The 24895-nt window shown below is 36.9% G+C and carries 20 protein-coding genes and 2 pseudogenes; 21 read left to right on the top strand and 1 reads right to left on the bottom strand.

What is annotated here, in order from left to right:
- The first annotated feature begins 9 nt into the window (after window positions 1-9).
- From G5B98_RS06655 to mnmC, 14 genes are all read left to right on the top strand, one after another.
- Entirely contained in the window at window positions 10-981 is a 972-nt protein-coding gene (locus tag G5B98_RS06655) for an RluA family pseudouridine synthase (RefSeq protein WP_196086422.1), read from the top strand.
- Window positions 914-1588 (top strand): fibronectin type III domain-containing protein, encoded by a 675-nt coding sequence (locus G5B98_RS06650; RefSeq protein ID WP_188116498.1) that lies wholly within the window; start codon window positions 914-916, stop codon window positions 1586-1588. Before G5B98_RS06655 ends, G5B98_RS06650 begins: the two co-directional genes overlap by 68 nt.
- Window positions 1563-2120, top strand: a complete 558-nt coding sequence (locus G5B98_RS06645; protein WP_232524564.1) for a fibronectin type III domain-containing protein — start codon at window positions 1563-1565, stop codon at window positions 2118-2120. Before G5B98_RS06650 ends, G5B98_RS06645 begins: the two co-directional genes overlap by 26 nt.
- Window positions 2120-3307, top strand: coding sequence for a tRNA (guanosine(46)-N7)-methyltransferase TrmB (trmB, locus tag G5B98_RS06640; protein WP_196086421.1), 1188 nt, complete (start codon window positions 2120-2122; stop codon window positions 3305-3307). The genes G5B98_RS06645 and trmB overlap by 1 nt, the downstream gene beginning before the upstream one ends.
- Window positions 3291-3962, top strand: coding sequence for a cell division ATP-binding protein FtsE (locus G5B98_RS06635; RefSeq protein WP_196086420.1), 672 nt, complete (start codon window positions 3291-3293; stop codon window positions 3960-3962). The genes trmB and G5B98_RS06635 overlap by 17 nt, the downstream gene beginning before the upstream one ends.
- A complete protein-coding gene (locus G5B98_RS06630; RefSeq protein ID WP_196086419.1) occupies window positions 3949-4764 on the top strand; it encodes an FtsX-like permease family protein in 816 nt (271 codons plus the stop codon). Before G5B98_RS06635 ends, G5B98_RS06630 begins: the two co-directional genes overlap by 14 nt.
- Window positions 4761-5981, top strand: coding sequence for a murein hydrolase activator EnvC family protein (locus G5B98_RS06625; RefSeq protein ID WP_196086418.1), 1221 nt, complete (start codon window positions 4761-4763; stop codon window positions 5979-5981). The genes G5B98_RS06630 and G5B98_RS06625 overlap by 4 nt, the downstream gene beginning before the upstream one ends.
- A 73-nt stretch (window positions 5982-6054) precedes the next feature.
- Entirely contained in the window at window positions 6055-6771 is a 717-nt protein-coding gene (pyrH, locus tag G5B98_RS06620; protein ID WP_103624454.1) for a UMP kinase, read from the top strand.
- An 18-nt stretch (window positions 6772-6789) separates the two neighbouring features.
- On the top strand, window positions 6790-7005 hold the full coding sequence (locus tag G5B98_RS06615) for a DNA-directed RNA polymerase subunit omega (RefSeq protein WP_021091717.1): 216 nt from the start codon (window positions 6790-6792) through the stop codon (window positions 7003-7005).
- Window positions 6992-9181 carry a RelA/SpoT family protein gene (locus G5B98_RS06610; protein WP_103604861.1) on the top strand — a complete coding sequence of 730 codons (2190 nt, stop codon included), beginning with the start codon at window positions 6992-6994 and terminating at the stop codon, window positions 9179-9181. Before G5B98_RS06615 ends, G5B98_RS06610 begins: the two co-directional genes overlap by 14 nt.
- A gap of 10 nt (window positions 9182-9191) precedes the next feature.
- Entirely contained in the window at window positions 9192-10397 is a 1206-nt protein-coding gene (gene tyrS, locus G5B98_RS06605) for a tyrosine--tRNA ligase (RefSeq protein ID WP_196086417.1), read from the top strand.
- Window positions 10398-11489, top strand: a complete 1092-nt coding sequence (locus tag G5B98_RS06600) for a nitronate monooxygenase (RefSeq protein WP_196086416.1) — start codon at window positions 10398-10400, stop codon at window positions 11487-11489.
- Window positions 11486-12934: an N-acetylmuramoyl-L-alanine amidase family protein gene (locus tag G5B98_RS06595; RefSeq protein ID WP_196086415.1), complete on the top strand. Its 1449-nt coding sequence runs from the start codon at window positions 11486-11488 to the stop codon at window positions 12932-12934. Before G5B98_RS06600 ends, G5B98_RS06595 begins: the two co-directional genes overlap by 4 nt.
- Entirely contained in the window at window positions 12931-14799 is a 1869-nt protein-coding gene (gene mnmC / locus G5B98_RS06590) for a bifunctional tRNA (5-methylaminomethyl-2-thiouridine)(34)-methyltransferase MnmD/FAD-dependent 5-carboxymethylaminomethyl-2-thiouridine(34) oxidoreductase MnmC (RefSeq protein ID WP_196086414.1), read from the top strand. Before G5B98_RS06595 ends, mnmC begins: the two co-directional genes overlap by 4 nt.
- Window positions 14800-14857: 58 nt before the next feature.
- Here mnmC and putP read toward each other — a convergent pair whose 3' ends face one another.
- Window positions 14858-16345 carry a sodium/proline symporter PutP gene (putP, locus tag G5B98_RS06585; RefSeq protein WP_196086413.1) on the bottom strand — a complete coding sequence of 496 codons (1488 nt, stop codon included), beginning with the start codon at window positions 16343-16345 and terminating at the stop codon, window positions 14858-14860.
- A 150-nt stretch (window positions 16346-16495) separates the two neighbouring features.
- On the opposite strand from putP, the gene G5B98_RS06580 reads away from it, so the two are divergent.
- The 7 genes and pseudogenes from G5B98_RS06580 to G5B98_RS06555 all read left to right on the top strand — a co-directional run bounded on the left by G5B98_RS06580 (window position 16496) and on the right by G5B98_RS06555 (window position 24772).
- Complete coding sequence (locus G5B98_RS06580) at window positions 16496-17206, top strand: amino acid ABC transporter permease (RefSeq protein ID WP_021091602.1); 711 nt, start codon at window positions 16496-16498, stop codon at window positions 17204-17206.
- Window positions 17199-17927: an amino acid ABC transporter ATP-binding protein gene (locus G5B98_RS06575; protein WP_072595138.1), complete on the top strand. Its 729-nt coding sequence runs from the start codon at window positions 17199-17201 to the stop codon at window positions 17925-17927. Before G5B98_RS06580 ends, G5B98_RS06575 begins: the two co-directional genes overlap by 8 nt.
- 11 nt (window positions 17928-17938) lie before the next feature.
- Complete coding sequence (locus G5B98_RS06570) at window positions 17939-18712, top strand: basic amino acid ABC transporter substrate-binding protein (protein ID WP_196086412.1); 774 nt, start codon at window positions 17939-17941, stop codon at window positions 18710-18712.
- A gap of 382 nt (window positions 18713-19094) precedes the next feature.
- Window positions 19095-19880 (top strand): annotated as a pseudogene (locus G5B98_RS09660) (nitrate- and nitrite sensing domain-containing protein); the annotation flags it as partial.
- A 471-nt stretch (window positions 19881-20351) separates the two neighbouring features.
- Window positions 20352-21047: pseudogene (locus tag G5B98_RS09655) on the top strand (methyl-accepting chemotaxis protein); the annotation flags it as partial.
- 194 nt (window positions 21048-21241) lie between these two features.
- Window positions 21242-21958, top strand: coding sequence for a transporter substrate-binding domain-containing protein (locus G5B98_RS06560; RefSeq protein WP_196086410.1), 717 nt, complete (start codon window positions 21242-21244; stop codon window positions 21956-21958).
- 75 nt (window positions 21959-22033) lie between these two features.
- Window positions 22034-24772 (top strand): M16 family metallopeptidase, encoded by a 2739-nt coding sequence (locus G5B98_RS06555; protein WP_196086409.1) that lies wholly within the window; start codon window positions 22034-22036, stop codon window positions 24770-24772.
- The last annotated feature ends 123 nt before the right edge of the window (window positions 24773-24895 follow it).

The raw sequence follows: 24895 nt of genomic DNA, 5'->3' as shown, positions 1-24895 counted from the left end.
GCTTTGATTTTGGTTAAATTTAATGTTTTAAATAGCTCAAGACTCGACGTAGCAGTAGCCAAAGAGCTTCAAATTTCACGCAATCAAGCTTTAAATTTGATAAAAGACTCCCTTGTAAGCGTAAATTTAAAACCAGTCTCAAAACCAAGCTTTTTACTGAGCGAAAACGATGAAATTTGCGTAAATTTTGCCCTAAGAAAAGAGGTGCAAAACGAATACGAAGTAAATTTTGACATCCCGATCATCTATGAAGACGACGATCTCATAGTGCTAAACAAGCCCCCGCAAATCGTCGTTCATCAAGCTCCAAGTGTAAAAGAGGCGACACTTGTTGAATGGCTAAATAAAAAGGGCTTTATGCTCTCAAATTTAAATGGCGATGTAAGAGCTGGCATCGTTCACCGCCTAGATAAGGGTACAAGTGGCGCTATTGTCGTTGCTAAAAATAACTTCGCTCACGCAAAACTAAGCGAGCAGCTAAGCGATAAGAGTATGGGGCGAATTTATTTAGCACTCACCGATCTACCGCTAAAAGAGGATGTTATCATCAACAAGCCAATCGGCAGAAATCCAAACAATCGCCTAAAAAAAGCGATCGTTGCGGACGCTAAATTTGCAAAAAGCGCCTTTGTAAATTTACTAAGTGAAAATGGCATAAATTTAATAGCAGCAAAACTTTTTACAGGCAGGACTCATCAGATAAGAGTGCACCTATCTAGCATAAACCGCCATATTTTAGGCGATGATTTATACGGATTTAAGAGCCAAGGCGATAAAATAAGCAGGGTTATGCTTCACGCTTATATGCTTTATTTTATCCATCCAAGAACTGGCAAAAGGGTAGAATTTACCGCAAAAACGTATGATGACTTTAACCAGATAATTTACAAAAAAATTCCCAAGGAGATTTTTGATGAAAAAATTTGCCCTACGCATATTGACACCATTTTTAGCAGCTTTCTTAGCGGGATGCGGCTCTAGCGTACCGACTCAGCAAAGTATGTCACTGCCTACGATTACAAGTTTAAAAACTATTTCAGATATGACAGAAGTTGGCTTCGAGTGGAATCCAGTAACCGATGAGAGCGTCGTTGGCTACTATCTTTACCGCTCAAATCCAAATGATGCGAACTCAAAAATGCAACTAGTTGCAAACATAAAAGACCGCTTTGCAACGCACTATGTGGACCGCAATCTAGCTCCAGAGACAACTTACTCCTACCAAATGAGAACTTACTCAAGTAATGCCATCTCTCAACCGGGCACGATCGCAACAGCAACTACAAAGCCACTGCTTGACTCAGTACCGTTTTCGCAAGCTATTACAGGGCTTCCAGGACGTGTAAAAGTGATCTGGAGACCACATCCTGATAGCACCGTGGCAAGCTATATCATTCAAAGAAGTGATGCCGGAGTTAATAAATTTAGCCAAATCGCAGAGGTAAATGGTAGACTAAACGCCGAGTATATCGATACTGAGGTAAAACCTGGTAAGTCTTATGAGTATAGAATTTTAGTTAAAACTTCTTCAGGCGTTGTTTCAAAACCAAGCCAAAACATAAGTGCAACGACAAAGGAGTTACCCTAAATCGGTAACAAATCTTCAAGCAACCAAAAATGCACCAAAAAAGATAATTTTAACTTGGGATTACGCACCAGCTGAGGATTTTGCTTATTTTAAGGTTTATAGAACGACAAGTAAAATTTTACCTTACACATACCTAGCAAAAACGACTAGCAACACCTATGAAGATCTCATAAACACAAATGTGGCAACAAGGTATTACAGAGTCACAGCAGTCGATAAAGACGGCCTTGAGAGCTTAAAACAAGAAGAGCCAATCGTGGGGATAACACTTGGTGCGCCAAAGACTCCAAATATTAGTGCTAGCTACGATGGTAGCGGAGTAAATGTAAATTGGAGTGTAGTTGATAGAGCCAGTTCGTACACGGTTTATAGAAGTGGTGCAAGTGAGAAAATTTTTAGTGGCATAGATGGTACTGGACTTAGAGATGATAGCGTGCAAAAAGGAGCTAGCTATTCTTACAGCGTCGTAGCTATCGATGAGTACGGCATCGCCTCTGATAAGTCATCAAAAGCAGAAGTTAGCATAAAATAATGCCAAATTTTATCGCTTCGTCTTTAAAAGAGCTCTCATTTCCATTTGGTAATGACAAAGTCAAATTTCTTTGGCAGGCAAATGGGCGAAACGAGAGGCTCATCTACACAAAAAATGAAGAAGAGAGCTTTTTTCTAGTTATAAAGCCCGGTAAAAATGGCGTTGTTGTAAAGGGGGAGAAGCTTACAAAGCCAGCTAAAGTCGGCCTTTTGCAAGAGGCGCTGGAACTTTTTAAGGAGCAAAATTGCAATGATGTAATCAGCCAAGCATTTGCTGTAAAAAAGACAAATTTGACTAAAAAAGTGAGTGAAATTTTAAGCCTTGAAGAATTTGTGCCAGCATTTTGCGAGCTAAAAGATAAATTTGATCAAATTTTTATAGAGATCGGCTTTGGTTCTGGTAGACACTTACTTTATCAAGCCAAAAACAATCCAAATGCCTTAGTTATCGGCATAGAGGTCTATAAGCCAAGTATCGAGCAAGTAGCAAAGCTAGCTAAGGCAAATGACCTAGAAAACGTGCGTCTAATAAACACCGACGCCAGACTTTTACTCTCGCTTATTGGCTCAAATTTAGTCGATAGGGTATTTTTACATTTTCCAGTGCCATGGGATAAAGCAGAGCATAGACGTGTGGTCTCGTCGGCATTTGCACTTGAATGCGAGAGGATACTAAAGCTTGGCGGTAAATTTGAGTTAAGGACTGACAGCAAGGAGTATTGCGACTTTAGCTTGAGTAAATTTTTAGAGCCTACAAACTCAAAAATAGAAGCTTTTAAAAATAGAAATTTAGAAGTAACTAGTAAGTACGAAGACCGCTGGAGACGCCAAGATAAGGATATTTATGATGTTATTTATACTTGTGAGATTGAAAGTAGCGAGAGTGTTTTAGCTGGAGATTTTAGCTTTAAAGAAAAGACAAGCGTAAAAAATATCATTAAAAATTTTAAAAATTTTATCATCAAAAAAGAAGATTATTTTTTACATTTCGAAGAAATTTATATCATAAATGAAGATGAAATTTTGCTAAAAGTTGCTTTTGGAGCATTTAATAAACCCGAGCAATGTTTTATCAAAATAAGCGATGAGAAAAACGAATATTTTATAAAAAAACCGATATTAATTCGTGAGAATTTAGCTGCACATGAGCTTTTGAAGGAGTATTTGGCTGATGCAAGAGATAATTAGTGCAAGAAATTTGAGCCTAGCTTATGAACGCGATGAAATCGTAATTAACAGTGTTAATTTAGATATTTATGCAAATGATTTTGTTTTTATAACAGGCAAGAGTGGGAGTGGAAAAAGTACGCTTTTAAAATCATTTTACGGAGAAATTTCACCCCTTGCTGGAGAGCTAAATATCTGCATGACACAAATGGACGACATAGATGATAAAAGACTTTGTGAGCTTAGGCAGCGAGTTGGCATTATATTTCAAAATTATCGTTTGATAAATGAATGGAATGTGGAAAGAAACGTCATGTTGCCACTCATCATCAAAGGCATCAATCAAAATGTGAGTAAAAAGCAAGTAGCGAAGCTTTTAAAACATGTAAATATGCTTCATAAAGCTGATAAATATCCAATGGAGCTAAGCGGTGGTGAGCAGCAAAGAGTAGCGATGGCAAGGGCACTGGCACACAATCCAAATTTGCTCTTATGCGACGAGCCAACTGGAAATTTAGACGAATACTCAAGCGATGTTATCTGGTCGCTTTTAAAATCAGCTAGGGAATTTTTAGGCACGAGCGTAGTAGTTGTCACGCACCATATCCCATCGACACTTCGTATCCCATACCGTCACTTCGTCATAGAAAATGGAGGCGTGCATGAGATCGCTTAAAAATCATCTTGGATTCATCCTACCGCTGATCGCGCTTTTGTTTTCCGTGCAGTTTAGCCTAACTGCTGATAAGGTTGTGAGAGATTATGAAAGACTTATGGGAAATGACTACAACATCGTCATAGTTTCAAGTAAAGAGCTAAGTGAGCCCGTGCTAAAGCCGATTGTGAGTAATCTAGCTAGCCTCGAGCCACTAAGTCCGCAAAAGATCATCGACCGCCTTTCAAATGACATCTCTGCTAAAAATTTATCCATACTACAAAATGCACTACCTAAATTTTACTCGCTAAAACTTAGCGAATTTCCGACACCACAGTACATGGGTGAGCTAAAGCAAAAACTTTTAAAATTTGATGGGATCACAAAGGTTGAAACATTTTCAAAGACTCACGATAAGGTCTTTAAAATACTAAATTTAGCCAAAAGTATATCGTATGCTTTTATGGCGATACTTTGCGTAATAGGGCTTATGCTTATGCTAAAGCAGGCTAAAATTTGGTTATTTGAGCATAGAGAGCGCATCGAGATTATGACGCTTTTTGGAGCACCATTTTGGCTAAAATCAGCCATGCTTTACAAATCAGCCATGGTTGATAGCCTAGTTGCTACCGTTGCAGTCGGTGCATTTTTCTTTTTCTTGCCTGGTATTGAAATTTTTAGAGAAAATGCCGCAAGTATTGATGTGGTATTGCCTAGTCTTGATCCTTCAAGAGATATTTTTATTTTATTTGGCGTGGCTATGTTTTTAAGTATTTTTGCTGTTAGTTTGGTAATGAGTAAGGCTAGAAAAAGCACGATATGAGAAAAGGAATTTTTATATTTTTGCTAGCTTTTAGTCTAGCTTTTGCGTCAAATACCAAAGAGAAGATCAAAGACTCCAAAAACTCATTAAGGTCGAGTCAGGCGATGAGTGAGCAGCTTAGTAAAAAGCTAGATGATTTGGCCGGTGACATCGTAAGTGGCGAGAAAAAACTTCGAGGTATAAGTGGTGATATCACAAATTTAAAAGGTCAAATTTCAGTTCTTGAGACAAATGCTTCAAAAGCACTTATTGAGCTTGATGATCTAACTAAGCAAAACAAAGAGCTAGAACGCACTCAAAAGGAGCTTGAGCAAAACATGATAAGGATCATCGCAGAAGATTTGTCGTTTGATCTTTTGATGTCTGCAATTGAGGGCAAGCAAAGCGAGGAGAGCATCATCTCGTCTCAAATTTTAACCAAGCTAAATGCCATTGCAAAAGAGGATTTTAAAAGACTTAGTCAAAACTATGAAGATACGATCGAAAAGATAAAAAATAAATCAAACAAAATAAGTGAGATAAACTCAAGCATCAAAAACTATAGACGCAAGCAAAGTGACTTGCAAAATTTAGAAAGTACGCAAAAAAATACTATAAATGGACTCAAGCGAGATAAGGAAATTTATAGTAAAAAGCTAGCCAAGCTTCAAGCCCAGCAAGATGAGCTAAGAAAGACGCTAGAGCAGCTTGCTATCATGCAAAAACAAGAAGATGAAGCCGCACGTGCAGCTAGAGAAAAACAAGAAAAAGCAGCTGCAAGCAAAGGTGGTAAAAAAGGCGAAAAAAGCCAGCCAATGGGTGGAGGCTATCAAACAAGCTCGGTCAAAAAATATTCAGGTGCAAAGACAATCGCTCCTCTTGATAGCTACACTGTAAAGCAAAAATTTGGAAACTATGTAGATCCGATATATAACATCAAAATTTTTAATGAGTCAGTCACACTTCGCTCAACCACGCCAGATGCCAAAGTTAAAAGCGTGCTAAATGGCAAAGTGGTCTTTGCAAAAGCAACTCCGATGCTTGAAAATGTAGTCATTATAGAAAACGAAAATGGCATCCACACGATCTATGCTCACCTAAGTCAGATCGCACCGACGGTTAAGGTAGGCTCAGTCGTACAAAAAGGCTACGTCATAGGTAGAGTAAGAAATGATTTAACGTTTGAAGTAACGCAAAGAAACTACCACATCGATCCACTTGAAATGATCTCAAAATAGCCACTTTGTAAGCGTTATTAGCTAAATTTAAAGCCTTTTTGGCTAGAATGTGTGAATTTCAAGGAGCATGACAATGAGTAAAAGAAAACGCGTACTGGTTAAATTTTCAGGCGAGGCCTTGGCTGGAGAAAATGGTTTTGGTATAGATACGGCGGTACTTAAATTTATAGCAAATGAGATAAAAGAGCTCATCGAAAATGGGATCGAGGTCGGTATCGTTATCGGCGGTGGCAATATCATACGCGGTGTGAGTGCTGCAAAAGATGGCATCATAAAACGAACGAGTGGCGATCACATGGGCATGCTTGCAACTGTAATAAACTCAATCGCGATGCGTGAAGCTTTAGAGCGAAGCGGACTAGAGGTAAGAGTACAAAGCGCTATAAAAATGGAAGCGATCTGCGAAACATTTATCGTTGGACGTGCTCAGCGCCATTTGGAAAAAGGCAGAGTTGTTATCTTTGCTGCAGGCACTGGTAATCCATTCTTCACAACAGACACCGCAGCTACACTAAGAGCTATTGAGATTGGCTCAGATATGATCATAAAAGCGACAAAAGTTGATGGTGTTTATGATAAAGACCCTAAAAAATTCAAAGATGCAAAACTTTTAAAATCACTAAACTATGAAAAGGCAATGAGCGATGATATCAAGGTTATGGACGATACTGCCATAGCTTTAGCAAAAGATAACTCACTGCCGATTTTGGTTTGTAATATGTTTAAGGCTGGAAATTTATTAAAAATAATAAATGAAGAAGAAGCGGCCCTATATTCAGTAGTAAAATAAATTTTAAAAAGGATAAATATGAGAACAGAACAAATAACAGCAAGAGCGTTAAAACAAGTTGGTGATGATAGATATAAACTTTCACTTATCGTAGCAAAGCGTGCAGAAGCACTAGCAAATGGAGCAGTGGTACTTGTAGAAGCCGATACTTCAAAGATGAAATTTGCTGACATTGCACTACTTGAAGTAGCTGAGGGCAAAATAGGCTTAGAGGCAATAGTTGAAGGAAAATAGTCTTTTTTTAGAGCAGCTAATAGAACAAATTTTACCTTGTAAAAATGTTTCAGAAGCTATAACGTTGCTCTTTTCTCTTTGCGAACGAAGCGAGAAATTAGACAAAGCTATAGATAGCTGTGTCACATCTCATGCTGGTCAATATCGCAAAAGTGGCGAGCCATACGCAATCCATCCTATATTGGTAGCATCAATAGTAGCAAATATGGGTGGAGATGAGAGCATGGTCATAGCTGCACTACTTCACGATGTAGTTGAAGATACTGAAGTTACGCTTAGTGAAGTCCAGGCTGAATTTGGCGATGAAGTGGCAAAGCTGGTTGAAGGGCTTACGAAGATAGTTGCTATAAGAGAAAACAAGCTTGCAAGCTCAAGTAGTAACGAAAAACTAGCAAGCTCGGCACTAACCTTTAGAAAAATGCTTTTAATCTCCATTGAGGATGTTAGAGTTCTTGTGGTTAAGCTTTGTGACAGACTTCATAATATGCTAACCCTTGATGCATTAAAAGTAGAAAAACAAAAACGAATTGCTGAAGAGACGCTTATGGTCTATGCTCCGATCGCTCATAGGCTTGGAATTTCATCGATTAAAAATATACTTGAAGATCTAAGTTTTAAATATGCTATGCCAGAAGAATACGCCAAGATTGATAGTTTTTTAAATAAAAATAAGCAGCAGCTTAGCCTTAAGCTAAATGCTTTTTACGAGAAAGTAAATCAAATTTTGCTTGAAAATGGCTTTATTGAGGGCACTTTTGAGATACAAAAACGTATAAAGCATTACTATTCGATTTATTTAAAAATGCAAAGAAAAGGGATTTCGATTGAAGAGGTGCTTGATTTGCTTGCTATTAGAATTCTTGTGCAAAAGCCGCTTGATTGCTATCTTGCGCTTGGAAATTTGCATATAAATTTTAATCCTCTTATTTCGAGATTTAAGGATTATATTGCGCTTCCAAAGCAAAATGGCTATCAAACGATACATACAACTATTTTTGATAATAAGAGTATTTTTGAGGCACAAGTTCGTACTTATGATATGCACAAAACCGCCGAATACGGTGTCGCAGCTCATTGGAAATACAAAAATGGTGAGGGCAGTTTACTTAATCCAAAACTTGACTGGCTAAACGACATTGGTATGCAAAACAATGAAGCTGAAAGTAACGTCGAAGAGCTTTATGAATATGCAAAAGATAGTCTTTACATAGAAGATATTGCGGTTTATTCGCCAAAAGGTGAGGTTTTTACGCTTCCACGCGGGGCTACTGCACTTGATTATGCTTATGAGATTCACACAGAGATCGGACTTTACGCAAAAGAAGCTTATATAAATCGCGTCAGGATGCCACTTTTAACAGAGCTAAAAAACGGCGATATTGTAAGGATCGTAACTGGCGAAGAGGCAAAATTTCGCTGTTCATGGATAAATAGCGTTCGAACTGGTAAAGCAAGGGCTACGATAAGAACATACTGCAAGCAAAAGATAAAAGATATAAATTATAAAATTGCAGTTGATATTTTAAAGTCGGTTTTTGGCGTTTCTAAAGATAGAATTTTAGACTGGATAGAGCATGAAAATTTAGGCAAAAAAGTTTTTCGTGCTGCAACTGAAAGTGATTTTTTGCAAGAGGTCGTAAATATGCTTAAAAAGTATATAAAAAAAGAGCGTCCTTTTATGATCTCTTTGGGCGACAAATATCAGGTTAAAAAGCAAAAATTTGAAAATATCGTAATCTATTCAAATCATAAAATTTCAAATGTCGAGTTTGACTATTGTTGTAACCCAAAAAGAGGTGATAGTATAGTTGGCTTTAAAAATGGGCACAATGTGACAGTGCATCACAAACTTTGTGAGCGTGCTGGAAAGCTTATGGATAAGGGCAATGAAATCATCTTTGTCAAATGGACTAGAAATGCCCCACATAGATATAAAATTTTATTAAATCTAGAGAACCGAAAAGGCGCGTTGGCTGAATTTTTAACATATCTTGCTAGACTAGATGTAAATTTGGCTACAATCTCGCTAAACGAAGCAAATGACCTTAGCGGTGATACATTTGAGATAAGTGTTGAGATGGCCGAAAATATCGATGCAAACGAGCTAAGAGAGAAGATAAAAGATAGATATAAGATTATAGATTTCGTTTCGCAAAGCGATCCATACCACAACTAGGAGAAAGATAATGCAAGATATAGCTGAAATTTTACAAGAGATAAAACGCGGTGTTGCCGAGATTATTGACTTTGAAAGAGTTGAGAATTTAATAAAGAACTATTATGAAAAAGGTGAAAATTTCTATGTAAAGGCTGGTTTTGATCCAACTGCTCCAGATCTTCACTTAGGACACACAGTCGTTTTAAACAAGATGGCACTTCTTCAAAAACATGGTGCGATCGTGCAGTTTTTAATAGGCGATTTCACTGCTCAAATAGGCGATCCAACCGGCAAATCAGCCACCAGAAAAAAGCTAGATCAAGAGACTGTTTTAAAAAATGCAAAGACTTATGAAGAGCAAGTTTTTAAAATTTTAGATCCAAAAAAGACCGTGATAATGTTTAACTCAAAATGGTCAAATGAGCTTGGAGCTGCTGGAATGATAGAGCTAACTAGTACATTTTCAGTCGCTAGAATGCTAGAGCGCGATGATTTTGAAAAAAGGATAAAATCTGGTAGTCCAATTTCAATTTGTGAATTTATGTATCCACTTCTTCAAGGTTATGATAGTGTTGCGATGAAGTGCGACATCGAGATGGGCGGTACGGATCAAAAATTTAACCTTCTAATGGGTAGAACCTTGCAGAGAACATATAATGTTGGCAAAGAGCAAGCTGTTATCATGATGCCACTTCTTGAGGGGCTTGATGGTGTAAATAAGATGAGCAAGAGCCTTGGAAACTACATCGGCGTAACTGAAAATGCAAATGATATGTTTGCAAAAACGCTTAGTATAAGCGATGAGCTAATGTGGCGCTGGTATGAGCTTTTAAGCACAAAAAGCCTTGGCGAGATAGAAAATTTAATGAACGATGTTAAAAACGGTAAGTATCATCCAAAAAAAGCAAAAGAAGACCTTGCGTACGAGATAACAGCAAGGTATCACGGCGAGGAGGCTGCAAAGGATGCGATGGCTGAGTTTAATAGCGTGCACTCTCAAAATCAGCTCCCAACTGATATCAAAGAATTTAGCTTAAAAGCACCAGTTTGGATCGTGGAAGCTTTATCGCAGTGTGAGCTAAGTGAGTCAAATTCTCAAGCAAGACGCGACATAAAGGCAAATGCGGTTAGCATTAATCAAGAAAAGATTAGTGATGAGCAGTTAAAATTAGAGGCAGGTGAATATATCTTGCAAGTCGGTAAGCGTAAATTTGCAAAAGTAAAGGTTGAATAGATGGAGTTAAAGCCATTAAAAATAGGAAAATATGAGATAAAGTATCCGATATTTCAAGGCGGCATGGGACTTGGTATCAGCTGGGACAAACTAGCTGGCAATGTCAGCCTTGAAGGCGGTCTTGGAATAATCAGCTCAGTTGGCACAGGATATTATGAAAATCGTAAATTTATAAACAAAGAGCTAAATGCAAAGCCTTTTGGAAGTGAGAATTTCTACTCAACAAGAGGTCTTAGAGCAATTATTGAGAATGCACGAAAAATTTGTGGAGATTTGCCGCTTGGCGTAAATATAATGTATGCCGCAAATGACTACGCAAGAGTGGTAAAAGACGCTTGTGAAGCCGGTATAAATATCATTGTGTCAGGTGCTGGACTACCTACGAATTTGCCAGAATTTACACAAAATTTTAAAGAAGTCGCGCTAGTTCCTATTATCTCAAGTGCAAAAGCACTAAAGATCATCTGCAAACGTTGGCTACAAAGATATGATCGCTTGCCAGACGCGGTTGTGCTTGAAGGACCACTAAGCGGTGGGCATCAGGGTTTTACTTACGAGCAGTGCCTTGATCCTGAGTTTTCGCTATTTAATCTAATCCCACAAGTAAAGGCCGAGATAAAAGAGTGGGGCGACTTTCCGCTCATCGCAGCCGGTGGAATTTGGGATAAAAATGATATAGAAAAAGCAATATCGCTTGGAGCAGACGGCGTTCAAATGGGCACACGCTTCATCGGCACTCATGAGTGTGACGCAGATATTGGCTTTAAAGAAGTGATACTAGCAGCCGAGGAAAAAGACATAGAGCTTATAAAAAGTCCAGTTGGCTATCCAGCTCGTGGGATTAGAACAAATTTGATAAATTTGGTAGAAAAAATGATGGGACCAAAGATCCAGTGTATAAGCAACTGTGTGAGCCCTTGTCAAAGGGGCAAAGGGGCTAAAGAGGTTGGATATTGCATCGCTGATAGGCTGTTTGACTCATTTAGTGGCAAAAAAGAGACCGGGTTATTTTTCACGGGAGCAAACGGATATAAACTAAAAGAGCTAATAAGCGTAAAAGAGCTAATGCACAAGCTGGTACATGGTGAATGAAACGAGCGATAATCCTCTTTTTTATTGTTTGTAATTTTCTTTTTGCTGTGACAAATTCTGAGATATTTGCAAAATTTGATAAAAATTTTGCCAGCTCAAGCAGAAGTGCAAAGATAAAATTTCACAACGATATAAAAGATATCTATGTCGACGCGATCATAAAGAATGATAAAAATATAAAAAAACAAGCACTCACAAGACTAATAACCAGCTCGAAATCGCTTGGTTTTGACTCAAGTGGGTATATAAAAGATCTAAATGCACTAAATGGCGTAAAGAGCGCTAGTACGCCTAGTGCTAGTGCTACTACTTTGACGCTGCTTAGTGCAACCAAGGTAAATGACACTTTAGTACTTAAGTTTAATACAAAAATCGATACTGCAAAACTAAAAACATCCTTTTTGAAGCAGCAAAATACATATAAAAACATTATGGATATTGATGGTAGATTAAATGGCAATTCGCTAACTTATCAAAATTTCATATCTGATTATATTCACATCTCGCAGTATGATAAAAACACTGTTAGAGTTATTTTTTCTGATAAGATCCAAAAGACTATAAAAGCAAATGCGACAGGCGATCTGCTTGTAATCAGCGCTCAAAATTTTATCTCAAACGAAAATGTAAAAGCACCACTTCATAAAACTAAAAACAAAAACGAAGAAGTGCCACACAAAGAGCCTGAGCCAAATTTAAAGTCACAGCCTGCACAAAGTGAGCCAGTGGCAGCGCCTTTGCCACCAGTTGCGGCTGGTAAATTTTCACGCAACAAAACGATCGTCATCGATCCAGGACATGGCGGCACTGATCCAGGTGCAGTAAATGGCAAACTTCAGGAAAAAACCGCAGTTCTAGGCGTAGCCAAAAAGCTTGGCGACATATTAAAAGCACGTGGTTACAAGGTTTATTTTACTAGATCAACTGATGTCTTTATAAATTTAAGAACAAGAACAAAATTTGCAAATGATAAGATGGCTGATCTATTTGTTTCTATTCACGCAAATGCCGCTCCAAATGCTACAAAGGCAAAAAGTATGCACGGCATCGAGACATTTTTCTTATCGCCTGCAAGAAGCGAACGTAGTAAAAACGCAGCCGCGCTTGAGAACAAATCAGATATCGAAGAGATGAACTACTTTTCGCAGCAGACATTTCTAAACGTGCTAAATCGCGAGAAGATCATTGCCTCAAATAAGCTTGGGATCGATATCCAAAAAGAAATTTTAGCAAGCGCTAGAAAGGTCTATGCTGCAAGTGATGGCAGTGTGAGAGAGGCGCCGTTTTGGGTACTTGTTGGTGCTCTTATGCCAGCAGTTCTTGTTGAGATCGGCTATATCACGCATCCAGTTGAGGGTGAAAAGCTCTTTAATGATGCATATCAAAACGCCCTTGCAAACGGCATAGCAAACGGCATAGATGGATATTTCGCAAAAAATAGATGAAAAATGCAAATTTAAGCTTTAAAGGGCAAATTCCATTTAACGAGGAGTTTGGTGACATCTACTTTAATACCGATAAACCTTGGCTTGAGAGTGAATTTGTCTTTGCAAGTGCACTTGATGAAATTTGGCAGAGCAAAGATAGCTTCATCATCGCTGAAACTGGCTTTGGTGCTGGGTTAAATTTTTTCACGCTTTGTAAGAAATTTAAAGGTAGTAATAAAAAACTTCACTTCGTTAGTATTGAAAAAAGTCCCATAAAAAAAGAAGATATTTTAAAAATTTATGAAAATTTAGGCATTTTTAAAGCTTATGCTAAAAAGCTAGTTTCGCTCTATCCACCGCTAATTTCTGGCATACACCGTATAAATTTTGCTCCAAATATCACACTTGATCTTTGCTACGGCGAGGCTAAAGAAATTTTACCTGAGCTTGATTTTATTGCCGACATCTGGTTTCTAGACGGCTTTGCTCCAAGTAAAAATGGCTTGATCTGGAGCGAAGAAATTTTTAAACAGATCGCAAGACTAAGCAAGGTTGGCACGATTACTAGAACCTACTCTTGTGCAAAAATAGTAAAAGATGGACTAAAGGGTGCTGGCTTTTTGCTAAGCCTAAAAGAGGGTTACTCTAGAAAACGCCAGATGAGTAGCGCTGTGCTAGAGAAAAAAGATGAAAATTTAAAGGATGCTTGGTTTGCTAGGTGCGAGCCAGTCGCCAGCGTAAAAGGCAAAATAGCGCTTATTATAGGAGCAGGAGTGGCTGGGCTTGCCACAGCTGGCGAGCTAGCTAAAAATGGCTTTAAAGTGGTGATCGCTGAGGCAAAGAGTGAGGTCGCGACAAATGGCTCAGGCAACCACTGCGGCGCCTTGATGCCACTAGTTACGAAGCCCGGGGTAAATTTAGGCCGCATGCACATAAATGCGTTTTTGCAAGCAGTGAGATTTTACAAGGCAAATTTACCAAAAAGTCTCATTAAATTTAATGGCTGCATCGACTATGCGTTTGATGATGAGCTAGTTAAGCGATATGCCTCATGGCAGGATCAAAGCGCGGAGGATGTTTTTAAATTTAATGAGAGTTTAAAGCCATATCCTGGGATATTTATAAAAGAGGCGGCTTATGCTAGACCAAGAGAAATTTGTAAATTTCTCTCAAGCAACTTTGAAATTTTGTTTAACCATGAGTACGAGAGTAGGACGCACCTGCAAAATGGCAAGATAAGTGTTAAATTTAAAAATAAAAAAAGCTTGGAGGCTGATATCTTAGTCTTTTGCACAGGTAGTAAAAGTAGTGAAATTTTTAAAGACTATGACATGCAAATAAGTAGCGTCCGTGGTCAAGTCACGCACCTAAAACCAGTGTTAAAAAATGAGCTGCCACTAAGCGCAAAAGGCTACATCTGCCCAGCCGTAAAAGGGGTGCAAGTCATCGGTGCAACCTACGCTAGAAATGAAATTTGCGATATGCCTAAAGTTGAGGATAATGCTAAAAATTTAAGCGATGTAAGCGAGTTTTTTGACACCACAAAAGCCGCCATTATCGGTTCACGTGTGGGATATAGAAGCTATAGTGGAGATAGGTTTCCGATAATTGGTGCCTTACATGACGAAGAATTTTATAAGCAAAACTACAAAGGGCTATTTTGGAGCAAAAATAAAGATAACAATCCAAAAGCAAGCTACGAAAAAAATGTCTTTGTAAATTTTGCTCATGGCTCACGAGGTCTTGGCACAGCGATACTTGGAGCAAATTTGATAGCCGATCTTGTGCTTGATCGCCCACTTTGCATAGAAAGATCGCTATTTCACGAGCTTCATCCAGCTAGATTTTTGATAAGAAAACTAAAAAAGGGATTAAAACTTTAAGAGAGAATTAGCAGAAATTCCTAGTACAAGATACTAGGAATTTCTTGTAAGTTTAGGCTTAAAGCCTTGTTTTCATCTTTTCAAATTCATCTTTTATGACTTGCTCGTGAGGTTCGCTCGTCATTTTATTTATCGCATCTCCCCAGATACTTACGCTAATGATCGCTATGCAAGAAGCTATGATGCCAGGTAAAATTTCATAAACATAAACATTTAGTCCTGAAGTGATCCAAAATATTACTGTCGCACCTCCAGCTATCATACCAGCTAATGCTCCAAGTGCACTCATACGCTTCCAGTAAAGACTAAAAAGTAGCACCGGTCCAAAGCTCGCACCAAATCCAGCCCAAGCGTTGCCAACGACATTTAGAACATTATCTGTCGAGATAAAGGCAAGTATAGTAGCAACTATAGCCACTACTACGACAGCATAGCGACTGATCGCTGTTTGTGTATTTTGACTAATCTCTTTTTTATAGAATGCAAAGATAAAGTCCTTTGTTACCGAGCTAGACGTAACTAAAAGCTGACTTGAGATAGTACTCATGATCGCTGAAAGCACAGCTGAGATAATAATGCCTATAAAAAATGGTGGGAAAAGTAGCTCACCAAGCTTTAAAAACACCGTCTCAGGATCACTAAGCCCGCCTCTTTGACTAAAGTAGACAAAGCCAATAAGTCCGCTCATAATCGCACCAAGCAACCCAATGCTCATCCAGCCAATGCCTATTCTTCTTGCTTTAGCAAGCTCTTTTGAATCGCGTATCGCCATAAATCTAACAATGATGTGTGGTTGACCAAAATAGCCAAATCCCCAAGCCATAAGTCCTAAAATTCCCCAAAAAGTTTGATCTCTAAATGGATTTAGGTGATTTGCATCAAGCTTGCTTATCTCTTTTAGTAAATTTGTATCGCTTGTCAAGTCTAAATTTAGATATGCCACGACTGGGATCGAGACTAGGACACAAAACATCAAAAGCCCCTGAAATGCATCAGTTATACTAACTGCTTTAAATCCACCAAAAAATGTGTAAAAGACCACGATAACAAGTGTAAAGACCGCTCCGTAGGCAAATTTTAAACCAAAAAAGCTCTCAAATGTCTTTCCACCAGCGATGATGCCGCTACTTACATAAAGTGTGAAAAAGATCAAAATGATAAGACCAGAGATGATTCTTAAAATTTTAGTCCTATCTTTAAAGCGATTTTCTAAAAAGTCTGGTATTGTGATGCTATCACTCGCAACCTCAGTATAAATTCTAAGCCTCTTTGCTAAAAATAGATAGTTGCAGTAAGCTCCAATGATAAGACCGATTATCATCCACACATTTGCTATGCCAGTTGCGTATAATGCTCCGGGCACGCCAAGTAGCATCCAACCACTCATATCAGAAGCACCAGCACTAAGTGCAGTAACTACTGGACCCATTCGACGGTTATCTAGCAGATACTCGTTCATACTTGCATTTTTATCGTAGAAATATCGTCCGATAAAGAGCAAAAAGCCAAAATAGATGGCGATGGCTAAATAAGACCCAAAGCTCATAAATTTCCTTTCAAATTAAGATAAATGGCTTATGTTAATATAAATTTTTTTAAATTACAACATTCGGCGCCGATCCTTAAACGCTTTTAAGCAAAATGATATAAATTTTTTCGTATTATTTAAAGCCATATTTTAAAGAGAAGGACAAAGTTGAAGGCTCAAAATTTAGCTAAATTTCTATTTTTTATAATAATCGTCTCACTTGGAGCATATTTTTTCTATCCAAGAGATCTTAGTGAGGCTCAAGAGATCGCTTATATCAAAAGTTACGGAGTGACTTTAGGACTCACGATAGGTGGTATTGCCATAGGCATAACGCTTGGATTTACCTTGGCGTTTATTAAATTTTTAAATATCAAAGTCTTAAATTTTATAATCGATGAATATATTGATATCTTACGTGGAACGCCTGTAATACTTCAACTTTTAATATTTTCAGTTGTCATTTTTGCAACATGGAGTGATAATTTTTATGTAGCTCTCATCGCACTTGGGCTAAATAGCTCTGCTTATGTGGCGGAGATCGTACGAAGTGGCATAAATAGCGTGGATAAAGGACAAATGGAAGCGGCTCGTGCGATGGGCCTAAACTACTATGTTTCGATGCGCGAGATAGTTTTTCCACAAGCTACAAAAAATATCTTACCAGCTCTTGCGAATGAGTTTATATCGCTATTTAAAGAGACATCAGTCGTGGGCTATATAAGTGTAGTTGATATCACGATGCAAAGTAAGAGCTTGCAAGCGGTCTTTTATAGTCCAGAGCCAGTCATTTTTACAGGCATTGTCTATTATGTGAGTGTTAAATTTTTTACACTTTTGACAAAACTACTTGAGAGGAGATTAAACCGCCATGATTGAGATTAAAAATTTAAATAAAAGTTATGGCGATTTGCGAGTTTTAAATGATATTAGCGTAGATATAAAAAAGGGTGAAGTTATAGCGATAATTGGTCCAAGTGGTGGCGGTAAAAGTACGTTTTTACGTTGTATAAACCGCCTTGAGGAGCCAGATAGCGGGCACATAAAGATAAATGGCGAAGATATTTTAGATAAAAAATCAGACATAAATAAAATTCGCCAAAAAGTGAGCATGGTTTTTCAGCACTTTAATCTTTTTGCAAATAAAAACGTCTTGCAAAATTTAACCCTAGCTCCGATAAAAGCGGGAATTTTAGATAAAGCAAGCGCAGAAAAAAGAGCCGATGAGTTGCTAAAAAGTGTTGGGCTAAGTGATAAGAAATTTGCCTATCCGCACAAGCTTTCAGGTGGACAGAAGCAACGTATCGCGATCGCTAGAAGCCTAGCGATGGAGCCAGAAGTGATACTTTTTGACGAGCCGACAAGTGCGCTTGATCCTGAGATGATCGGAGAGGTTCTTGATATCATGAAAGATGTTGCTGCAAGGGGCATAACGATGCTTGTGGTGACCCATGAAATGGGCTTTGCGAGAAACGTAGCAAATAGAATTTTCTTTATGGATAAAGGCAAAATCGCAGTTGATGACACACCAAAAAATGTCTTTACAAATCCACAACATGAGCGTTTAAAAGAGTTTTTAGGCAAAATTTTAAATCATTAAAGGAGTAGAAAATGAGTAAAATTTTAAAATTTTTGATGGCAAGTTTGGTTTTGTTTTTACTAGGTTGTGGCGATGATGCTAATAAAAAAAATGCAGTAAATAATGCCGAAGGAGCTAGTAAAAATGTAGTTTATAAAGTTGGCTCGAGTGCTGATTATCCACCTTTTGAATATCTTGATGAAAACAATAAAATTGTTGGCTTTGAGATAGATTTATTAAATGAGATCACCAAAAAAACTGGAATAAAATTTGATGTTGCAAATATGAGCTTCGATGGACTGATATCAGCATTAAAAACCGGTAAAATTGATATCGCTATAAGCGGAATGAGTGCAACTGATGAGAGAAGAAAATCAGTTGATTTCACCAAGCCATATTATTTTTCAGAAAATTTATTTATCCGCAAAAAAGGCTCAGATGTAAATAAAGACAACCTTAAGGATAAGAAAATTTCAGCTCAAGTTGGTACACTTCAAGAGGAAGCAGCCAAAAGCATAACTACTAAGTCAATACCTGCTGAAAATGTAGCAGCTGCCATCATGTCACTAAACGCTGGCAAAATCGATGTTGTGCTAACTGATAGTCCGATAGGAGTTGAATATTTAAAACAAAATCCAGATTTGGAAGAATTTTTAAGAGTTCCTGATGGTACGGAAGGATTTGCAATGGCGTTTGATAAAGGCAAACACACTGACCTTATCAAAAAGATAGATGCAGCAATCGATGAGCTACAAAAATCTGGCGAATTTGACAAAATGCTAGATAAATATGGATTAAAGAAATAAATCTAAATACAAAATTTGCAGAGAAGCATGAATTCTCTGCAAAAACTCACTTTTTTCTAATTTTTAAAATTTAACATCTTTTAAAAGTAAAATTAATAAAATGACTTAATTATTTTCAAGGAGAAAAAATGAAGCTTCTCAGGATGAGAACGGCATTTATTTTAAATGTGCTATTTTCTATTTGCATGTATCACAATTTTGTTAAAAAATTCCTACTATTTAATAAAACTAAATATAAATTAAAATTTTTACATAAATATGTTAATCAATATTTTTTATAAAAATAACCAAAAGTATTTTTTGGTTGATAAATTTTAAGTATTAAAGTCGTATGGCTTTATTTTTTGAAGCAGATATTTAAGAAAAACTAAAAGGAGAGAAAATGAATAATCTAGGTATTAAATCTAAGATTATGGCGATAGTTATCGTCAGTCTTATTGGCCTTGGTATCATGAGTGCATACATGCTAAATGGTATCTTAAAGACTCGCTCAAAAGCAGAGTTTAGCGAGAAAATCGTGGATACAATAATAAATCAAAATAATTTTATCCATGAGATGCAAAAAGAACGTGGATTTAGCTCAGGCGTGCTAGCAGGAGGGGATAATAAAAATTTATTAGAGCAGCGTAAAAAAGTAGATGCTGCACTTGATAAGCTTGAAGAGAAAAATGAAATAGTTTCAGAGATAAATAGTATCCGCTCAAATGTAGATCAAAAAAGTGGCAATGATCTAATTAGTCGTATAACAAAAATTTTAAGAAAAGAGGTCATTGCTATAAATGGATATAGCGATAAACTTGAGCCTAGCTTGGTAGATGATCTAAAGCGTATCATTATTGTTGGTGAGATAAAAGAGTCTTTTGGTATTTTGCGTGCTACTTTAAATAGTATTTTTACTAAAAAGAGCATAAACAAAGAGGACTATAACAAAGTAGTTGCACTAAATAGTGTTATAAATAAATTTATGCAGGACTTTGACGAATACAACCCAAAAGAATTTAGTGATGAATTTGATGCCATCGCTAGAAAAAAGGCTGATTTTATAGATGCGATGAATATTATTAAAAATGTAGTTACTACTGAAGATGTATCTTATGACGCAGCGAGTTGGTTTTCAAAGATAAGCATTTCAATAGATGCGATGAGAGAGCTTGAGCTAAAATTATTAGATAGTATGCAAAAGGACGCACAACACATAAAAAGTGAAGCCAATACCCAACTTATTTTTAGCTCCATAGTGATTGCTATTTGTATTTTGCTTATGTTACTAGTATCTACATTGATAGGTAAAAATTTGATCTCTGGCATAGATCAGACTAAAAATGGCTTAGTTAAATTTTTTGACTTTTTAAATAACAAAACTAATAAAGCTGAATTTTTAGATCGTAGTGGTAGCGACGAGATCGGACAGATGAGTGCACTGATAAATGAGAATATCAAGCAAATCGAGGCAAATTTATCTGAGCAAAATAATTTCATTAAAGAGGCAAATACTTTTGTAAATCAAATCGGTAAAGGTAACTACGTAGCTCAGCTTAATGCAGATACTTCAAATCCTGCACTTAACCAGCTAAAACAAACTTTCAAAGACTTACAAATCGCACTTAAACATGCTATTGCGGAAAATGGCGATGACGTGTTAAACCTATTAGAAAGCTTTAAAAAACAAGACTTTACTAAAAGGCTTGAAGATGATGGCAAAATGGCGGTTGGTATAAATGCTCTTGGTGAAGAGACAACCAAGATGTTAAGGGCAAATTTAGATCAAGCCCATGTGCTAGAAGAAAAGGCCGAGGCTTTAAGTCAGTCAATGAAAGAACTAACTCAAGGCGCAAATGTACAAGCAAGCTCACTTCAAGAGTCTGCTGCCGCAGTAGAGCAAATGTCAAGCTCAATGAATGCAATATCTCAAAAAACATCTGATGTTATTAGACAAAGTGATGAGATCAAAAATATCATAACTATTATTAGAGATATAGCTGATCAAACAAATTTACTAGCTCTTAATGCCGCAATCGAGGCAGCACGTGCAGGAGAGCATGGTAGAGGCTTTGCGGTTGTTGCAGATGAGGTTAGAAAACTAGCAGAGAGAACTCAAAAATCTCTAACAGAGATCGAAGCAAATACAAATGTACTAGCTCAATCAATCAATGAAATGAGTGAATCTATAAAAGAGCAAAGTGAAGGAATTAACATGATAAACCAATCAGTTGCTCAAATAGACACACTTACAAAAGAAAATGTAGTAATTGTCAATAAAGCAAATGAAGTAACATCTGATGTTGATGACATGGCTAAGGCGATAGTAAACGAAGTTAGAAAAAATAAATTTTAATCTTTGACTTACTCTTAGAGCTCCTATTATTCTATCCCTTAAAATAATTAAGGGATAGAACTTATCTATAAAAATTTATATGCTACTTTGCTATACGATTATTTATAGCATTTTTCTTTTATTGTAAATTTAAACAATTTTTAATAGAGAAATACTGATAATTAAGCCACTAAATCACCTTAAAGGACACTATTATGAAAAAGATCTTTGCTCTTTTACTCACAGTTTTTGTTGCTCTTTGTGCAAACGAGCTAAAATTTGGCACAGCGGCGAACTATCCTCCATTTGAATATATCGATGAAAATAACAAAATAACAGGCTTTGATATCGAGTTAATTGGTGAAATTTCAAAGCGCGCAGGCTTTTCATATAAGATTATAAATATGAGTTTTGACGGCCTTATCCCAGCACTTAAAGCTGGCAAAATAAATGGCATTATAAGTGCGATGAGTGCGACTTCAGATAGATTAAAGTCGATTGATTTTACAAAGCCATACTATTTAACTGAAAACCTCTATCTAAAGAAAAAAGATAATGACGCATTAAAAGCTAAAGAAGAGCTAGCTGGCAAAAGAGTTGGCGTGCAACAAGGCACTGTCCAAGAGCTAGCAGCAAATGCTATAAATGGCGTAAAAGTAGTGCCTTCAGAGGATACTGTGCCACTCATCATGGGATTAAAAGTTGGTAAATTTGACGCAGTCATCCTTGATAGCTCTATCGGATATGGCTTTATCAAGAAAAATCCAGAACTTGAAGCATTTTTCAAGGAAGTTGATGGTAGCGAGGGCTTTTCAATAGCTTTTGATAAAGGAAAAGAGAGTGTGTTAATAGAGAAAATAAATCAAATTTTAGATGATATGAAAAAAGACGGAAGCTACGAAGCTTTACTTAAAAAATACGATCTAAAATAATCTTCTAGCCTGCAAATTTGCAGGCTTATGCTAAATTCTGCTTTGTCTATCGATTAAAATTTAAAAAGGAAAATAATGAGAAAAATTTTGTTGCTTTTTTGTCTAGTAATGGGTCTTTTTGCGCTTCAAAACGATAAAGATATGTTAAGTGGAGAGCTAAAAAATGGGCTAAAATACTATATCAAAGAGAATAAATTTCCACAAAAAACAGCTATTTTTTATCTTGTTATAAATTCTGGTTCAACTGATGAAAAAGATGGCGAGCAAGGTCTTGCTCACTTTTTGGAGCACATGGCGTTTAATGGCAGCCGTGACTTTAGTAAAAATGAGCTCATTAAGCAGCTTGAGAGCCTTGGTGTGAAATTTGGAGCTGATCTAAACGCGCAGACGAGCTACAATCAGACGAGTTATGTCTTAACGATTAATGTAAATGAGAAAAATTTACAAGATACATTTAAGGTCTTTTTGAATTGGATAGATGGCGTTAAAATCGATCCTAAGGAGCTTGATAAAGAGCGTGGCGTCATAATGGAAGAGGAGCGTCAGAGAAATACGCCAGGATATAGGCTTTATTTGGCTCAAACAAAGGATATTTTTGAGGGTAGCATCTATCTAAAAAGAGTGCCAATAGGCGACATGAACGTCATCAAAAGCATAGATGCTAAGCACATGCAAGAATTTTACGAGAGGCTTTATCAGCCAAGATTTATGAGCTTTGTTGCTGTTGGCGACTTTGATAAAGATGAGATAAAAAGCTTAATCAAAAAAAGCTTTAGCCAAGCAAAAAATACAAATTCTTACATTCATCCAGAAAAAAATATTAGCTTTAAGAGTGGTTTAAATATTTTTAACTATGACTCGAATGAAACTGGAATGGAGCTAGTTAGACTTAGCTATTTTGATAAATTTAGCCCAGTTTTAAATGAGGCTGACGCAAAGAGAAATTTAGAATACGCACTTATCGCAAGCCTGATAAATATGCTTTATGAGCAAAAAAATGCAAATAATTCATCAAATTTAAGCACTGATTTTATAGCTCAAACACTTCAAGCAAAGCAGAAAATTTATAGTTTTGAAACAAATGTACTTAGAGGCGATTTTAACGCAAGCCTTAAAGATATGCTTGGCGTTATAAAAGGTATTAAAGAGTTTGGCTTTAATAAAGATGATTTTGGAGATGTGAAAAAGGCGTTTGTGGCAAATGTGGATGCAAAATTTAAACGCTCAAAGACTAAAAAATCAAGTGCTTACGCAGGACAAATTTTAAATATGATAGAAAATGGTGGCTTTGTGTTAAGCGATGAAGACGACAAAGAGCTTGGTTTAAAGCTATTAAATGAGATCACGTTAGAAGACGTTAATGCTAGATTTAGGCAAATTTTGGCTATTTCTGATGAACGTGTAAGAATTTTTAGCAAAGATGGTTTTAAGCTTAGCAAAGATGAGCTTTTAAAGCTTTTTGCCAAGGCACCTGCTTATAACACAAACCTATCTGCTAGCAACAACGATAAGAGTCTAGGCAATGAAAATTTAGAGTCAAAAGAGATAAGCTCAAGAAGCTTTGATGAAAAAAATGGAATTTATACCTACAAAATGCAAAATGGCTCGCAAGTTATCTTTAAGCCACTAGCTACTAAAAAAGATAGTATTTTGTTTGCAGCCGTCAGCAAAGGAGGCACATCAAATTTGGCTGATCCAAAGCTTGGTAGCTTCGCAGTGGCGCTCACAAATGAAAGCGGCGTTGGTAAATTTAATAACTATGAGCTCTCAAAGGCACTAAATGGAAAGATCGTAAGCTATGAAAAGGGTATAGAAGCACTCACGCAAGGCATTTATGGCTCATCAAGCACAAGCGATCTTAGCTCGCTGCTAGCTGTTATAAATTTAGAATTTAACGCTCCAAGAGCCGATGCAAACGTGCTTGAGAGGATAAAGCAAAGAGCAAAAGATGAGCTAAGCAAAGAGCAAAATTTGCCTGAATATAAATTTAGCACCGAATTTAGCAAGTTTTTTTATGAAAACAATAAACGTGTCACGCCGCTTGAGATGGCTCAGATTGATGCGCTAAAACTAAATGAGCTAAAAGAGATCATCAAGGGTAAATTTACAAACGCAGCCTCATATACTTTTGTAATCATCGGTGACACCGACGAAGAGAGGCTTTTGCCGCTTGTTAAAAAGTATATCGCCACTTTGCCAAAGCTTGGCGAAGCTGAAAATTTTAAAGACGATGGCGTGCGAAGTATCAAGGGTCAGCACACCTTTAAAAGGGAGTATCAAAGCACAAAAAGAAGCGATGTTGGCATAAATATCATAAATTCTGATGCGAAATATAGCTTTGAAGGAGCGATTAGGCTAAGGGCATTAAGTGAAATTTTAAAAACCGCACTTCGTGAGCAGATCAGAGAAGATAAGGGTCAAACATATGGTTTTAGCCTAAATGCCAAGCTTTCGCGCTATCCTTTTGAGCATTCGGATATGCTAATTAGCTTTACTTGTGATCCTGCAAATACAGACAAGATCATCGCTGAGATAAAGCAGATAATAGCTAGCATCAAGCGTAGTGGCGCGCTCTTGCCAAAACATTTGGAGGATTTTAAGGCACAGAGTGAAATTTCTATAAAAAAAGATTATGAAAAGCCTGAGTTTTGGCAAAAGCTCATCATCTCAAATAAAATTTTTAAGACGCCACTTTATACGGCTGATGAGTACATAAGTGCGGTAAAAGTCATCACAAATGACGATATCAAAGAGGCTGCTAAACTCTATCTTGATGATAAAAATATGGTAATAAGTATAAATAATCCGAAATAGAAATTTGGTGAGTCAAACTGGCTGACTCTTAAAATTTAAACGCGAGTAAAAATTTATTAAGATAAGCTAGCTTTTTAAATTAGTTGGCTAAATTGGATCTTTAAATTCAAATCTAAGTAGAAA

The sequence above is a fragment of the Campylobacter concisus genome, assembly GCF_015679985.1.
GTDB classification, from domain to species: domain Bacteria; phylum Campylobacterota; class Campylobacteria; order Campylobacterales; family Campylobacteraceae; genus Campylobacter_A; species Campylobacter_A concisus_AC.
This window is presented reverse-complemented; position numbering and strand designations above follow the sequence as displayed.